The organism is Streptomyces sp. NPDC027185 (genome assembly GCF_055567035.1).
This window is the reverse complement of sequence record NZ_JBVHRF010000001.1, coordinates 304,426-319,452: the sequence shown is the minus strand read 5'-3', so window position 1 is coordinate 319,452 and position 15,027 is coordinate 304,426. Positions and strand designations below refer to the sequence as shown.

Here is a 15,027-nt window from a genome sequence, read left to right as displayed (position 1 = left end):
TGGAGCGTGGTGGAGCGTCCAGCAGGGGAGTCGGGGGCGAACGGGACGGCGTCCGGCGGCGCGGGCGAGGAGGCCCTCGACCGCCCGCTGCCCGAGGGCGTCCGGCGCCGTGTCGTGGCGCTCACCGCGGACGCGTTCGGCACGCTGACGGTGGCGGAACTCCCGCCGCCGCTGCGGCAGTACGCACGCTTCACCCCGTCCCGGCGCGCCAAGTTCGCGGGTAACGCCATGGCCGCCGCGCTGGCGGGCGACACCGTCTTCCGCCAGCGCATCGCCGGTCAGGTCCGCGAGGCGCAGCCGGAGATCGCCGGGGCGCTGGAGCACGGCACCCCGCCCGCGGCCGCCGATCCGCTGGACGTGGCGGCGGTGGCGTACGTGCTGCGCCCCGACGGCTGGTCGAAGCTGGTCGCGGCGGCGGGCGAGGAAGCGCAGCGGGCCAGCGCCGAGCGGGCGGGCGAGGAGGCGGAGCGCGAACTGGCCCGGCTGCGTGAGGAACTGGCGGCGGTCCGCGCGGACGCCCGTGCCGACGCCGACCGGGTACGCGCCGAGCTGGACGCCGCCCGTAAGGAGACCGACGCGCTCCAGCGGAAGCTGCGCAGCGCCCTCAGCGATGTCAAGCGCGGGGCGGCGGCGGTCCGTAAGGCGGAGGCGGCGCTGGAGGCGGAGCGGTCCCGGGCGGCGACCGAGAAGGCGGCGGCCGACAGTGAGCTGCGCCGGCTCAAGGCGCGGATCGGGGAGAGCGAGGCGGCGCTGGAGACCAGCCGCCGCGCCGCCCGGGAGGGCCGCAGCGTCGAGGACATGCGGGTGCGGCTGCTGCTGGACACCGTCCTGGACGCGGCGCAGGGGCTGCGCCGGGAGCTGGCGTTGCCGCCCGCCGGGGTGCGGCCCGCCGACACCGTCGAGGCGGTGGAGCCGGGCCGGATGACGCCGAAGGATGTCGCGGCCCGCGCGCTGTCGGAGACCGATCCGGCCCTGCTCGATCAGTTGCTGGCGCTGCCGCAGGCCCACCTGGTGGTGGACGGCTACAACGTCACCAAGACCGGTTATCCGACGATGCCGCTGGACAAGCAGCGGCTGCGGCTGCTGGGCGGCCTCGCGGTGCTCGCCGCGCAGACCGGCGCGGAGATGACGTGTGTCTTCGACGGCGCCGAGCTGGCGGCGCCGGTGCTGCTGGCGCCGCCGCGCGGGGTGCGGGTGCTGTTCAGCAAGCCGGGTGTGACGGCGGACGAGTTGATCCGGCAGCTGGTGCGCGCGGAGCCGCCGGGCCGTCCGGTGGTGGTGGTCTCCACCGACCGTGAGGTGGCGGACGGGGTGGCGAAGGCCGGGGCGCGTCCGGTGGCATCGGCCCTGTTGCTCAAGCGACTTGCGCGGGTCTGACGGAGAGTGTGCCCGAGGGGTGACGGGTCGACGATTTGTCCGTTCCTTGATCTCTGACCGTCAAGTGCCCACTACAGCCCGTGTGATGTTGGTAAAACCTGGCCTCGTCGGGGTGTTTTTTACCCGGGAGGATTTGAAGCGATCACAACTCGGTTACTAAGGTCGGGCCTCGAACCTTCATGCAGTTGATCATCCACCCGGGATGAACAGTGAAGGAACCGCCGAGTCCGCGGCGTACGCGCGGAGCCGGGGCCACCACCCCCCCCACTTCCCGGTAGGCGGCTGAAGGAAGAAGGAGATCGCCCCCGTGGCGTCCCACCGTCGACCCAAGCAGCCGAGCCGTACTCGTGTGACCGTGCTCACCGCGACCGCCGCGGCGGCCGTCGCCCTCTCCTCCCAGGCCGCGCAGGCCGCCCCGTCGAAGAAGGACGTCAAGTCCGAGGTCGACAAGCTCTACGAGCAGGCGGAGCAGGCGACCGAGAAGTACAACGGCGCCAAGGAGCAGCAGCAGAAGCTCCAGAAGGAGGTCGCCGACCTCCAGGACAAGGTGGCCCGCGGCCAGGGTGAGCTGAACGAGCTGCGCAAGGGCCTCGGCGCCGTCGCCTCCGGCCAGTACCGCAGCGGCAGCATCGACCCCTCCGTCCAGCTGTTCCTCTCGGGCGACCCGGACACCTACCTGGAGAAGGCCGCCACCCTCGACCAGCTGAGCGGTAAGCAGGCCGACCAGCTCAAGGTCATCGCGGACAAGCAGCGCCGCCTCGCGCAGGAGCGTGCCGAGGCCGCCCGCAAGATTCAGGACCTCTCCGAGACCCGTAAGGCGCTCGGCGAGAAGAAGGACGAGATCCAGGGCAAGCTCGCCAAGGCGCAGGAGCTGCTCAACACCCTCACCGCCAAGGAGAAGGCGGCGCTGGAGGCGAAGGAGAACCGCGCCAACCGCTCCAACGACCGCGTCGACCTCGGCCACGACGTCCCCGCCTCGCAGCGCGGTGCGGCCGCCCTCGCCGCCGCCCAGACGAAGATCGGCTCGCCCTACGTGTGGGGCGCCACCGGCCCGTCCTCCTTCGACTGCTCGGGCCTGACCTCCTGGGCGTACCAGCAGGCCAACCAGTCGCTGCCGCGCACCTCGCAGGCGCAGGCCAATGCCGGTACCCGTATCGGCATGAGCGAGCTGAAGCCGGGCGACCTGGTGCTCTTCTACGGCGACCTGCACCACATCGGTCTCTACGCGGGCAACAACACCGTGCTGCACGCGCCGAAGCCCGGCGCCGCGGTCCGCTACGAGTCGATCAACAACATGCCGTTCCAGTTCGGCGTCCGCGTCTGACGCTCCGGGCCACCCGCCCGGCCGTCCGCACCGCGCACCTCCCGCCCCGTCGGTGACCTCCCGGTCGCCGGCGGGGCGGTGCCGTTGCCGCCGCCCGGCCGGACCCCAGCGGTTTCGCCGCCGTACGCCGCCGCTTACGATCGGCCGCATGGCAGGTCAGGGTGTACGGCGACCGCCCCGGGCCACGGCCGCGGGGTGCGCCGTGCTGCTGACCGCGGTGCTCGCCGCCGCGACCGGCTGTGCGCGGCAGCCGCCGCCGCGGGACCGTTTCCCCGAGGTGCAGCGGATGCTCGACGCCCGCGCGCGGGCGGTGCGGCAGCACGACGAGGCGGCGTTCCTCGCCTCCGTCGCCCCGGGCCGTTCCGGCTACCGCGACCGGCAGCGCCGTGCCTTCCGCGCGATGGCGGCGCTGCCGCTGACCGGCTGGCGCTACGACCTCGTCGCGACGGACGCCTTCCCGCTGGCGTCAGGGGGCGGCGAGACGCTGGCCGCCAAGGTCGAACTCCGCTACCGGATCGAGGGGTTCGACGCCGAGCCGGTGACCTCCGTGCAGTATCTGACGCTGACCCGTACGGACGGCCGCTGGCGGATCGCGTCGGACGGCGACGCCGCCGCGTCCGGCCGGACCGGTACCCGCCAGTTGTGGGATCAGGGGCCGGTGGCGGCGGTGCGGGGGCGGCACGCCCTGGTGCTGGGGGCGGCCGGGGACCGGGGCCGGCTGACGGATCTGGCGCGGCGCGCGGACGCGGCGGTGCCCGCCGTCAGCGCCGCCTGGAAGGGCCGCTGGAGCGGGCAGGTGGTGATCGAGGCGCCCGGTTCGGTCGCCGGGATGGCCCAACTGCTGGGCAGCGGCGATCCGTCCGCGTACGCCGGCATCGCGGCGGTGACGACCGGTGAGGCGGGTGCGCAGGCGAAGGCGCCGGCGGACCGGGTCATCGTCAACCCGGAGGCGTACGCGGACCTCAACGACCTGGGCCGGGCGGTGGTGCTGACCCACGAGATCACCCATGTGGCCACGCGTACGGCCACCACCGGCGAGACCCCGCTGTGGCTCTCGGAGGGGTTCGCCGACTGGGTGGCGTACCGGGGGCGGCGGCACGCGGCGTCCGCGGCGGCGCCGGAGCTGTCGCGGGCGGTCGCCGCCGGGCATCCGCCGCGTCAGCTCCCCGCCGACGCGGACTTCGGCTTCACCGGTGGCGCCGACCGGCTGGCGAAGGCGTACGAGTCCGGCTGGCTGGCCTGCCGCATGATCGCGGACACCTGGGGCGAGGCGAAGCTCCGTGCGTTCTACCGGGCGGCGGGCGGTGTGACGACGGGGGAGGGGCACGGGGGGCCGGGGGCGCCGTCGGCTCCGGCGCCGTCGCCGAAGGTGTCGTCGGGTGGCGCGGCGTCCGGTACGCCGTCCGGTGGTGCAGGGGGCGGTTCGCCGGACGGTGCGCGATCGGCGGGTGACGCGTCCGGCGGGCCGTCCGGGGCGGCTTCCGGGGAGCCCGCCGGGACGGGTACGCCCGGGAAGCGGGTGGGCGCCGGGCATCCGGGGGCGCCCGCGCCCGGGGCGGCGGACGGCCGGCGGCGGGCGGTCCGCGACGCTCGCCTCGACGCCGTACTCCGTTCCCAACTCGGCCTGGACATGGAGCAGTTCACGAAGAAGTGGCGGGCCTACCTCAAAGGGGCGCTGAAGGGGCACTGAGGGGCGGGGGCCGGGGCGGCGCCGGCCTTCCGTCCGCGCCGGATCTTCCGCCCGGGACGCCCCTCGGCGGGCGCCGGCTCCACCGGAAGGTCCGGGCCCGGCGCCGCACCCCGGGGCCGACGTCCGGCCGTACGGCGGCCCCGGCCCTCAGCCGCAGGCCATCGTTCTCGATGTCCGCAGCGGGCGCGGGGGCGGTCCGGTCCCGACGGGCCCGCCCCGGCTCCGCCCCCGGCGGCCCGGCCCGCGTCGTCCCGGCCCCGCCCCGCCCCCGGCTCCGTTCCGCCTCGACCCGGTACTGTCGGCCGGGGGCGAGGCCGGTGGGCCGCGCCCGCCGAGCCGAGCCGACGCCGAGAGAGCAGCGTGCACAAGACCCTCATCGTCACCAACGACTTCCCGCCACGTCCCGGGGGCATCCAGGCGTTCCTGCACAACATGGCGCAGCGGCTGGACCCGACCCAGGTCGTCGTCTACGCCTCCACCTGGAAGCGCGGCGCCGAGGGGCGGGAGGCCACCGCCGCCTTCGATGCCGAGCAGGAGTTCCCGGTCGTCCGCGACCGTACGACGATGCTGCTGCCCACCCCGGCCGTCACCCGCCGCGCCACCGCGCTGCTGCGCGAGCACGGCTGTACGTCGGTGTGGTTCGGGGCCGCGGCGCCGCTCGGGCTCATGGCGCCCGCGCTGCGCGCCGCCGGGGCGCGCCGGATCGTCGCCACCACCCACGGACACGAGGCCGGCTGGGCGCAGCTGCCCGCCGCCCGGCAGCTGCTGCGCCGCATCGGCGAGGGCACCGACACCCTCACCTACCTGGGCGAATACACCCGCCGCCGGATCGCCGCGGCGCTCACCCCCGAGGCCGCGGCCCGGATGGTCCAGCTCCCGCCCGGCGTGGACGAGAAGACCTTCCACCCCGGCTCCGGCGGCGACGAGATCCGCGCCCGCCTCGGCCTGACCGACCGGCCCGTCGTCGTCTGCGTCTCCCGGCTCGTCCCGCGCAAGGGACAGGACACCCTCATCGAGGCGATGCCCGCGATCACCGCCGCGGTGCCGGACGCCGTCCTGCTGATCGTCGGCGGCGGCCCGTACGAGAAGGAGCTGCGGGCGCTGGCGGCGCGCACCGGCGTGGCCGGATCGGTACGGTTCACCGGCGCGGTGCCGTGGGCGGAGCTGCCGGCCCACTACGGCGCGGGTGATGTCTTCGCGATGCCGTGCCGCACCCGGCGCGGTGGCCTCGACGTCGAGGGCCTGGGCATCGTCTACCTGGAGGCGTCCGCCACCGGACTGCCCGTCGTGGCCGGTGACTCCGGTGGCGCACCGGACGCGGTGCTGGACGGCGAGACCGGCTGGGTGGTGCCCGGCGGCTCCCCGCAGGCCACCGCCGAACGCGTCGTGGCGCTGCTGGAGGACCCGGAGCTGCGCCGCCGGATGGGCGAGCGGGGCCGTGCCTGGGTCGAGGAGAAGTGGCGCTGGGACCTGCTCGCCGAAAAGCTGAGGGAACTGCTCTGAGACGTCGAGCCGTACGGCCGGGACGGGAGGGCGCCGGGACCGGAACGCTTCCGTGAAGCCGTGAGCCGGGGGAACGGCCCCGAGGCCGGCTGCGGCCCGCGCCGAGCGGAACGCGACCGTTCCCCTGCCGGGCACCCGGACAGGGGCCCCGGGACACCCCGCCGTCGCACACCCGGCCGCCCCGGACACAGCGACGGGGCGCGCCCCCCGGCCGCGCCCCGTCCACCCGCCGTGCGGGACCTCGTCAGCCCCGGTAGAGCGCCTCGATCTCCTCGGCGAAGTCCTTCGCCACCACGCTGCGCTTGAGCTTCAGGGACGGCGTGACGTGGCCGGAGTCCTCGGTGAGCTGGGTGGGCAGGATGCGGAACTTACGGACCGACTCGGCCTTCGAGACCGCGGCGTTGCCGTCGTCCACGGCGCGCTGCACGGCGGCCAGCAGCTCCGGGTCGCCGGCGAGCGAGACCGCCGTGGAATCCGCGGGGCGGCCGTGCTCGGCGGCCCAGCGCGGCAGGAACTCCTCGTCGAGGGTGAGCAGCGCCCCGATGAACGGGCGGCCGTCGCCGACGACCATGCACTCCGCGATCAGCGCGTGCGCCCGGATACGGTCCTCGATCACGGCGGGCGCGACGTTCTTGCCGCCCGCCGTCACCAGGATCTCCTTCTTCCGGCCGGTGATGGTGAGGTAGCCCTCCTCGTCGAGGGTGCCGAGGTCGCCGGTGTGGAACCAGCCGTCGGAGAGCGCCTCGGCGGTGGCCGCCTCGTTGTTCCAGTACTCGGTGAACAGGTGCTCGCCGTGGAGCAGCACCTCACCGTCGTCGGCGATCCGCAGCACCGAGCCGGGCAGCGGCTGTCCGACGGTGCCGATCTTCTGCCGGTCCCACGGGTTGAACGCGGTCGCCGCACAGGACTCCGTCAGGCCGTACCCCTCCAGGGCGGAGAAGCCGATGCCGCGGTAGAAGTGGCCGAGGCGTTCGCCGAGCGGGGCGCCGCCGGAGATGGCGTGCGTGGCGCGGCCTCCGAGGACCGCGCGGAGCTTGCCGTAGACCAGCTTGTCGAAGAGCTTGTGGCGCAGCCGCAGGCCGAGCCCGGGGCCCGCGGCGGTGTCCATCGCCCGGCTGTACGCGATGGCGGTGTCCGCCGCGCGGTCGAAGATCTTGCCCTTGCCGTCCGCCTGCGCCTGGGCGCGCGCCCCGTTGTAGACCTTCTCGAAGACCCGCGGCACGCCCAGGATCAGCGTCGGCCGGAACGAGGCGAGGTCGTCGGTGAGGTGCTTGATGTCCGGCGCGTGCCCCAGCTTGATCGGCGCCATCACGCACGCGATCTGCACGAGCCGGCCCAGGACGTGTGCGACCGGCAGGAAGAGCAGGACGGACGACTCACCGGTCGAGAACAGCGGTCGCAGCCGTTCGACGACGTTGCCGACCTCGGCGAAGAAGCTGCGGTGGGTGAGCACACAGCCCTTGGGGCGGCCGGTGGTGCCGGAGGTGTAGACGATCGTGGCGGGCGAGTCGGCGTCCGCGAGGGCGGAGCGCTCGTCCACCTCCTCGTCGGTCAGTGCGGCGCCCGCGGCCGACAGCCGGGCGACGGCGTCCCGCTCGATCTGCCAGATGTTCGCCAGCGCCGGCAGCCGGTCGCGTACGGAGGTGACGGCCGCCTCGTGCGCGGGCGTCTCCACCAGGCAGGCCACCGCGCCGGAGTCGCCGAGGATCCACTGGATCTGCTCGGCGGAGCTGGTCTCGTACACCGGCACGGTGATCGCCCCGGCGCTCCAGATGGCGAAGTCCAGCAGCGTCCACTCGTAGCGGGTGCGCGACATCAGGCCGATCCGGTCGCCGGGCTGGATACCGGAGGCCATCAGCCCTTTGGCGACGGCGCGGACCTCGGCCAGGAACGCGGTGGCCGTGACGTCCTGCCACACGCCGCCGACCTTCCGGCCCACGACCGCCACATCCGGGTGCTGCGCGGCGTTGCGGCGGATGAGATCCGTCAGATTGCCGTCTGCTGGGACCTCGTACAGGGCCGGAAGGCTGAACTCGCGCAAGACTGCTGCTCCTCATTGGCGCCGGTGCCACGACGCTGTGTGCTGCACCGGTTCGGTCCATGACTGGCAGGGGACTGGACTGCCCGGACGTTACCCACCGGTATTGCTTTGGGGTAGAGGTCACGGCCAGATGTTCGATGCGTCACATGTCAAGGGTGCGCCGTGGGACTTACGGCCCCACCTGCGAGGCAGGCCGTCCGCGCAGACTAGACCAGCGTTTCGGTGACCGGAAAGTAACCGGCGGGGTGGCCCCCTCCCGTCCGGCGGGCACCGCGTCCTAGGCTGCTGACATGCGACTGCACGTGGTCAGTGACGTACACGGCAACAGCCGGGACCTCGCCCGCGCCGGGGAGGGCGCCGACGCCCTCATCTGCCTCGGCGACCTCGTGCTCTTCCTCGACTACGCCGATCACGCGCGCGGCATCTTCCCCGCCCTCTTCGGCGCCGGCAACGCCCGCCGCCTCATCGACCTGCGCACCGCCCGCCGCTTCGACGAGGCCCGCGCCTTCGGCCGCCGCCTCTGGGGCGAGCTGGACGCCACCGGCGCGTCCCGCGAATCCGTCATCGAGACCGCCGTCCGCGAGCAGTACGCCGAACTCTTCGCCGCCCTGCCCACCCCCACCTACGCCACCTTCGGCAACGTCGACATCCCGCGGCTGTGGCCCGAGTACGCCCGCGAGGGCACCACCGTCCTCGACGGCGCCCGCGTCGAGATCGGCGGCCGCGTCTTCGGCTTCGTCGGCGGCGGCCTGCCCTCCCCGATGCGCACGCCGTACGAGATCGACCACGAGGAGTACGCCGCCAAGATCGAGGCGGTCGGCGAGGTCGACGTGCTCTGCACCCACATCCCGCCCGAGGTCCCCGAACTCTGCTACGACACCGTCGCCCGCCGCTTCGAGCGCGGCAGCGCCGCCCTCCTCGACGCCATCCGCCGCACCCGCCCGCGCTACTCCCTCTTCGGCCACGTCCACCAGCCGCTCGCCCGCCGGATGCGGATCGGCGCCACCGAGTGCGTCAACGTCGGCCACTTCCGCGCGACCGGCCGGCCCTACGTCCTGGAGTGGTGAGCCGGCCCGCCCCGCGCGCCGCCCGCCCCACCGGGCCCGCTGGTGTCCGGCGGCGCCGCGCCGCGCGGTAGCCTTCAGCAGCACCAGGACAGCGGGTTCGACGCGAGCCGGGGGGCCGGGCCGTACCGGCGCAACCGGCATGGAGGAGTCACGGCGATGGCCGAACACACCAGCTCTAGCATCACGATCGCGGCGCCCCTCGCCGAGGTGATGGGAGTGATCGCCGACTTCGAGCGCTACCCGCAGTGGACCGGCGAGGTCAAGGAGGCCGAGGTGCTGGCCAAGGACGACCGGGGCCGCGCCGCCCAGGTCCGGCTGCTCCTCGACGCCGGTGCGATCAAGGACGACCACACCCTCGCCTACACCTGGACCGGCGACGACGAGGTCAGCTGGTCGCTGGTGAAGTCCCAGATGCTGCGCTCCCTCGACGGCTCCTACCGCCTCGCCCCGGCGGACGGTGGCAAGGCCACCGAGGTGACCTACCAGCTCACCGTCGACGTCAAGATCCCGATGCTCGGCATGATCAAGCGCAAGGCCGAGAAGGTCATCATCGACCGCGCGCTCGACGGCCTGAAGAAGCGCGTCGAGGCCGGCCCGCAGGGCACCGCCGACGCGGCCGGGGCCCACTGACCGTGCGGACCGTCCTCGTCACGGGCGCGGGCGGCGCCGGCCGCTCCACGCTCGCCGCGGCCACCGCGCTGGCCGCGGCCCGGCAGGGCGCGCGGACCCTGCTGCTCACCGGCCGGTCCGACGCCCCGCAGACCGTCCTGGGCACCGCGCTGACCACCACGCCCGCCGAGATCGCCCCCGGACTGCACGCCCGCGGCATCGACCCCGGCGCCCGCTTCCGCACCGAGTTCCTCGCCTTCCAGGAGCGCGCGGGCGCCGCCCTCGACCTGCTCGGCGCCACCCCGCTCGACGCCGACGAACTCACCGAACTCCCCGGCGCCGCCGCCTTCGCGCTGCTGCACGCCCTGCGCGCCGCCCACACCGCCGGCACCTGGGACACCGTCGTCGTCGACGCCCCGCCCGCCGACGAAACGATCCACCTCCTCGCCCTCCCCGCCCAGGTCCGCCGCTACCTGCGCCGGCTGCTGCCCGCCGAACGCCAGGCCGCCCGCGCCCTGCGCCCGGTCCTCGCCCAACTCGCCGGCGTCCCGATGCCCGCCCAGAAGCTGTACGAGGCCGCCGAGCGCTGGGAGAGCGAACTCGCCGCCGTCCAGGCCGTGATCGACGCGCCCGGCACCACCGTCCGGCTCGTCACCGACGCCGGTCCCGTCGCCGCCGGAGCGCTGCGCGCCGCCCGCGCCGGACTCGCCCTGCACGGCCGCCGCACCGACGCCGTCCTCGTCAACCGGCTGCTGCCGACCGGCTCCGCCGACCCGTTCCTCGCCGCGCTCTCCGGCGCCCAGCAGGACGCGCTGAAGGAGTTGCGCGAGGAGGTGACGGACGCTCCTGTCCACGAGGTCGCCCACCTCGGCCGCGATCCGCGCGGCCTCGACGACCTCGCCGGACTCCTCGGCCCGGACGCCGCCCGCGTCGGCGCCACCGCGGAGACCGCCACCCGCGCCGCCGACCCCTGGACCGTCGAGGACCGGCTCGCCGACGAGGGGCTGCTGATGTGGCGGGTGCCGCTGCCCGGCGCCGCCCGCGAGGGGCTGGGGCTGGTACGCCGCGGCGACGAGATCGTCGTCACCGTCGGCCGTCACCGCCGGATACGGACCCTGCCCTCGGCGCTGCGCCGCTGCACCGTCACCGGCGCCGGACTGCGCGAGGGCGTGCTCCGGATCCGCTTCACCCCGGACCCGGCGCTGTGGCCGGAGGACGGCTGATCCGGCCACCCCCGTTCGGGTACCGTCGAAGGTGAGTCCCGTCCCGGCCGCCGGGCGCACCGGCGCGCCGCGGCCATCCGCCGCAGGAGCCCACGGAGCCCGTCATGAGTGATGCCACCGACCGCCCGGCCGCCGCGCCCGACGCCGACGCCTGGGAGACGGCCTGCGCCGAGGATCTCGCCGCGGAGAGGGCCCGCCGCCGGGCCGAGCGGGGCGTCCCGCCGGGCAGCGCCGCCGACGAACTGCGCAAGCTCGCCGACGCGGTGACCGACAAGCTCGCCGGTATCCAGCTGCCCGGCGCGCTCGGCGGCGCGGCCGCGTCCACCGCCGTCAGCGGTCTGCTCCGCCAGGCCAAGGCCGCCGTCGAGCCGGTCGTGGAGCGTCACCCGGACGTCTTCGACCACCTCGCCGCCGCCGGTTCCGAGCTGCTGGCCGCCTACCGCTCCGCCGTCGAGGGCGGCGAGGCCCGCTGGACCCGCAAGGAGACCGGCGACCGGCCGCGGGCCGCCGGACGCCCCGAGGACCCCCGCGACGACGGCCCGGCGGGCACCGAGCGCATCGACCTCGACTGACGCCCCCGGGGAGCGGGCCCCGGCCCCGCGCGGCCACCGCTCCCCCGGACGTCGCCCTGCCCCTCTCCCCGCTCCGGTACGGTGGATCACGGCGGGGTTCGAGAGACAACTGAGGGACATATGGGACTCACCATCGGCGTCGACATCGGCGGTACGAAGATCGCGGCCGGTGTGGTCGACGAAGAGGGCTCGATCCTCGACATCTGCACGGTGCCGACCCCGCAGACCGCCGACGCGCTGACCGACGCCATCGCCGACGCGGTCCGCTCCGTCGGCGACGCCCACCGCGTGGAGGCCGTCGGTATCGGCGCGGCCGGTTACGTCGACGACAAGCGCGCCACCGTCCTGTTCGCACCGAACATCGACTGGCGGCACGAACCGCTCAAGGACAAGGTCGAACAGCGCGTCGGCCTGCCCGTCGTGGTCGAGAACGACGCCAACGCCGCCGCCTGGGGCGAGTACCGCTTCGGCGCCGGCGCCGGTCACAGCGACGTCATCTGCATCACCCTCGGCACGGGCCTGGGCGGCGGCATCATCATCGGCAACAAGCTGCGCCGCGGCCGCTTCGGCGTCGCCGCCGAGTTCGGCCACATCCGGGTCGTCCCGGACGGTCTGCTGTGCGGCTGCGGCAGCCAGGGCTGCTGGGAGCAGTACGCCTCCGGCCGCGCTCTGCTGCGCTACGCCCGCCAGCGCGCCGTCGCCACCCCTCAGGACGCCACGGTCCTGCTGGGCCTGGGCGACGGCACCCCCGAGGGCATCGAGGGGCGGCACGTCAGCGAGGCGGCCCGCCGCGGTGACCCGGTCGCCGTCGACTCCTTCCGCGAGCTGGCCCGCTGGGCCGGTGCGGGCCTGGCCGACCTCGCCTCGCTCTTCGACCCGTCCGCCTTCATCGTCGGCGGTGGTGTCTCGGACGAGGGCGAGCTGGTCCTCGACCCGATCCGCAAGTCGTTCCGCCGCTGGCTGGTCGGCAGTCAGTGGCGGCCGCACGCCCAGGTCCTCGCCGCCCAACTCGGCGGCAGGGCGGGGCTGGTCGGCGCCGCCGACCTCGCCCGCCAGGGCTGATCCGCCGCCCGCCGCGTCCCGGACGCGGCGGGCGCCGTCCTTTCCGGGTCCCGCCGCGCAAGGAGCCGCCATGACCGAGCCGTCCACGCTTCCGGAACCGGGTACCGCACCGGACGGTTCGGCCGTCGTGCGGGTGCTCAGCTACAACGTCCGCTCGCTGCGCGACGACGAGGCGGCGCTGGCCCGGGTGATCCGCGGCTGTGCGCCCGACCTCGTCCTGATCCAGGAGGCGCCGCGGTTCTTCCGCTGGCGTAAGGCGGCCGAACGGCTGGCCCGCGCGAGCGGCCTGACGTACGTCACCGGCGGCGCCCCCACCACCGGCCCGATGATCCTCGCCACGCTCCGCGTCCACGTCGAGCGCACCGCCGACATCCTGCTGCCCCGCACCCCGGGTCTGCACCGGCGCGGCTTCGCCACCGCCGTCGTCCGCGTCGGCCGGGCCCGCTTCGGTGTCCTCAGCTGCCATCTCAGCCTCGCCGCCGAGGAGCGGTACGCACAGGCCGGGCGGCTGCTGACGGAGCTGGCCGCGCTGGACGTGCCGTACGCGGTGGCCGGCGGGGACCTCAACGACCGCCCGGACGGCCGGAGTTTCCGGCGGCTGGCCGGGGAGCTGACCGACGCGTGGGCGGCGCGTCCCTGGGGCGGTGAGTTCACCTCGACGCCGTGCGCACCGCACCAGCGCATCGACGCGCTCTTCACCACCGGCGGCGTCGAGGTGCTGGGCTGCGGCGTCCCGCACCCGCTGCCCGGGGTGCGGGCGGCGGATCTGACGGCGGCCACCGACCATCTGCCGGTGCTGGCGGCGCTGCGGATCCCGGTGGCGGCGCGGTAGCGGCCGGGGCGCGGCGCCGCCGGGGAGCGGGCCCCGGCTCCGGGGCCGTGAGGCTGCGGGCCACCACCGCGCCGCCGCCGGGGCGCGGGCGCCGCCCCGCGGGCGGGAACCGGCTCCTGGGCGCCGCGCCGCCGTGGGTCTCCGGTGGCGCCGCCGTAGCGGTCAGACCACCGCGCCGCTGCCGGGCGCGGGCCCGTCGTCGTCCTCGTCGTCGCTCTTCATCCGGGCCACCAGCGTCGCGAAGCCGCCGAGGAAACCGCCGATGCCCAGCACCGTGATCCACCAGGTCACCGGCTGCTGGAGCAGCACCATCAAGATCAGCAGCAGCGGGCCGCCGAGCACCGCGATCCAGGCGAACCTGGTCGTGACGTCGGCCTGCGGGAGCGGCGGCGGCTCGGGCGGGACGAAGTGGCCCTCGTCGGAGGCGTCGAGGTCGTCGTCGGACGGCTCGGCGGCGTTCCAGTCACGCGGTCCGACGCCCGGCGCGTACACCACGAAGCTGCCGGGGGAGCGGGGCGCCGCGGGGCCGGGCGGCTTCGGTCCGGGGTCCGCGGTGTCCTCGGGCCCGCCGTCCTCGTCCGGGGACGCCGGGGCCGCGGGGCCGGACCGCTCGGCGCCGGAGCGTTCGGCCGCGGACCGCCCGGCCTCGGGCCGCTCGCTTCCGGACCGCCCGGCTCCGGGCCGCTCGGCGTCGGGCGTGGCCGGGGTACCGGTCTTCGTGCCGTCGCCGGGCCGTGCGTCGCCGGTGCTCTCGCCGCGCATCTCCCGGCGGGCGTCGTCCCACGCCGGTTCCTCGCCGTAACCCGCGACGATCTGGGCCCAGGCGGCCTCTTCGTCCAGCGGATCCTGGGGATCGCGGGGGCTACGCTCCGCCACGGGCCGCCGTCCCCTCGTCCGCCGGGTCGGTCAGCGCGCCCGGGGCCAGCCGCCCGATGAAGGCGGCGGTGTCGCGGAAGATCCGCTCCGCGTCGTGGTCGAGGGTGGCGACGTGGTAGCTGCGCTCCAGCAGCCGCTGCGTCACGTCCGTCGACGACACCCGGGCCAGGATCCGCTCCGAGTCGGCCGGCCGCACGACATGGTCCTGCGGACTGGTCATCACCAGCAACGGCTGGGTGACCTGCGGGAGTTCGCCGTCCACCAGCCGGAAGAACCGCCGCACGGAGTGCGCGGCGTGCAGCGGCACGCGGTCGTAGCCGATCTCTTCGGCACCGGGCTTGGCGATGTCGCTGACCAGCCCCTTCGTCGTCGGGACGAGGTGGCGCAGCACGGGCAGCAGCGGCGCCGCCGCGTCGTGCACCTTGTTGGCCGGGTTGACGACCACGACGCCGTCGACCGCGTCGCCGTGCCGGGCGGCGAGCCGCAGCGCCAGCGCGCCGCCCATCGAAAGCCCGCAGACGAAGACCTTCGCGCACCGCTCCGTCAGCGACCGCAGCTCGCGGTCGACCTCCGCGTACCAGTCCTGCCACGTGGTGACCGCCATGTCCTGCCAGCGGGTGCCGTGACCGGGCAGCAGCGGCAGCGTGACGGTGGCCCCGCGGTCGGCGAGGTACTCCGCCCAGGGGCGTACGGACTGCGGGGAGCCGGTGAAGCCGTGACACACGAGGACGCCGACCTCTCCGCCGTCACGGCGGAACGGTTCGGCTCCGGGAAGGAGCGGCACCGGGGAACTCCGATCGATGGGGAATCTCGCTCGTCACCTGCAGCGTACGCGGAGTGACGCCGGTGGG

General features: G+C 75.1%; 13 protein-coding genes. 10 read left to right on the top strand and 3 right to left on the bottom strand.

What is annotated here, in order from left to right; translation table 11 throughout:
• Positions 1-6 precede the first annotated feature (6 nt).
• The 4 genes from ACZ4M8_RS01360 (at position 7) to ACZ4M8_RS01345 (ending at position 5,894) form a co-directional block, all read left to right on the top strand.
• Positions 7-1,377 carry an NYN domain-containing protein gene (locus tag ACZ4M8_RS01360; RefSeq protein ID WP_467602354.1) on the top strand — a complete coding sequence of 457 codons (1,371 nt, stop codon included), beginning with the start codon at positions 7-9 and terminating at the stop codon, positions 1,375-1,377.
• Between the two features lie 307 nt (positions 1,378-1,684).
• A complete protein-coding gene (locus ACZ4M8_RS01355) occupies positions 1,685-2,701 on the top strand; it encodes a C40 family peptidase (RefSeq protein ID WP_467602352.1) in 1,017 nt (338 codons plus the stop codon).
• 148 nt (positions 2,702-2,849) lie between these two features.
• Positions 2,850-4,391, top strand: coding sequence for a hypothetical protein (locus ACZ4M8_RS01350; protein WP_467602350.1), 1,542 nt, complete (start codon positions 2,850-2,852; stop codon positions 4,389-4,391).
• Positions 4,392-4,751: 360 nt separating this feature from the next.
• Positions 4,752-5,894: a glycosyltransferase family 4 protein gene (locus tag ACZ4M8_RS01345; protein ID WP_467602348.1), complete on the top strand. Its 1,143-nt coding sequence runs from the start codon at positions 4,752-4,754 to the stop codon at positions 5,892-5,894.
• A gap of 244 nt (positions 5,895-6,138) precedes the next feature.
• On the opposite strand, the gene ACZ4M8_RS01340 is transcribed toward ACZ4M8_RS01345, so the two are convergent.
• A complete protein-coding gene (locus ACZ4M8_RS01340) occupies positions 6,139-7,935 on the bottom strand; it encodes an AMP-dependent synthetase/ligase (RefSeq protein ID WP_467602346.1) in 1,797 nt (598 codons plus the stop codon).
• A gap of 290 nt (positions 7,936-8,225) precedes the next feature.
• On the opposite strand from ACZ4M8_RS01340, the gene ACZ4M8_RS01335 reads away from it, so the two are divergent.
• The 6 genes from ACZ4M8_RS01335 (at position 8,226) to ACZ4M8_RS01310 (ending at position 13,300) form a co-directional block, all read left to right on the top strand.
• Positions 8,226-9,002, top strand: coding sequence for a metallophosphoesterase family protein (locus tag ACZ4M8_RS01335; protein ID WP_467602344.1), 777 nt, complete (start codon positions 8,226-8,228; stop codon positions 9,000-9,002).
• A gap of 156 nt (positions 9,003-9,158) precedes the next feature.
• A complete protein-coding gene (locus tag ACZ4M8_RS01330) occupies positions 9,159-9,632 on the top strand; it encodes an SRPBCC family protein (protein WP_467602342.1) in 474 nt (157 codons plus the stop codon).
• 2 nt (positions 9,633-9,634) lie between these two features.
• A complete protein-coding gene (locus tag ACZ4M8_RS01325) occupies positions 9,635-10,834 on the top strand; it encodes an ArsA family ATPase (RefSeq protein ID WP_467602340.1) in 1,200 nt (399 codons plus the stop codon).
• Between the two features lie 104 nt (positions 10,835-10,938).
• The gene (locus ACZ4M8_RS01320) at positions 10,939-11,406 is read left to right on the top strand and encodes a DUF5304 domain-containing protein (RefSeq protein ID WP_467602338.1); all 468 of its coding nucleotides are present in this window, start codon (positions 10,939-10,941) and stop codon (positions 11,404-11,406) included.
• A gap of 120 nt (positions 11,407-11,526) precedes the next feature.
• Positions 11,527-12,468, top strand: coding sequence for an ROK family glucokinase (locus ACZ4M8_RS01315; RefSeq protein WP_467602336.1), 942 nt, complete (start codon positions 11,527-11,529; stop codon positions 12,466-12,468).
• Positions 12,469-12,538: 70 nt separating this feature from the next.
• A complete protein-coding gene (locus tag ACZ4M8_RS01310; RefSeq protein WP_467602334.1) occupies positions 12,539-13,300 on the top strand; it encodes an endonuclease/exonuclease/phosphatase family protein in 762 nt (253 codons plus the stop codon).
• Between the two features lie 162 nt (positions 13,301-13,462).
• On the opposite strand, the gene ACZ4M8_RS01305 is transcribed toward ACZ4M8_RS01310, so the two are convergent.
• Positions 13,463-14,176: a hypothetical protein gene (locus ACZ4M8_RS01305; protein ID WP_467602332.1), complete on the bottom strand. Its 714-nt coding sequence runs from the start codon at positions 14,174-14,176 to the stop codon at positions 13,463-13,465.
• Positions 14,163-14,960 carry an alpha/beta hydrolase gene (locus ACZ4M8_RS01300; RefSeq protein ID WP_467602330.1) on the bottom strand — a complete coding sequence of 266 codons (798 nt, stop codon included), beginning with the start codon at positions 14,958-14,960 and terminating at the stop codon, positions 14,163-14,165. Before ACZ4M8_RS01300 ends, ACZ4M8_RS01305 begins: the two co-directional genes overlap by 14 nt.
• Between the last annotated feature and the right edge of the window lie 67 nt (positions 14,961-15,027).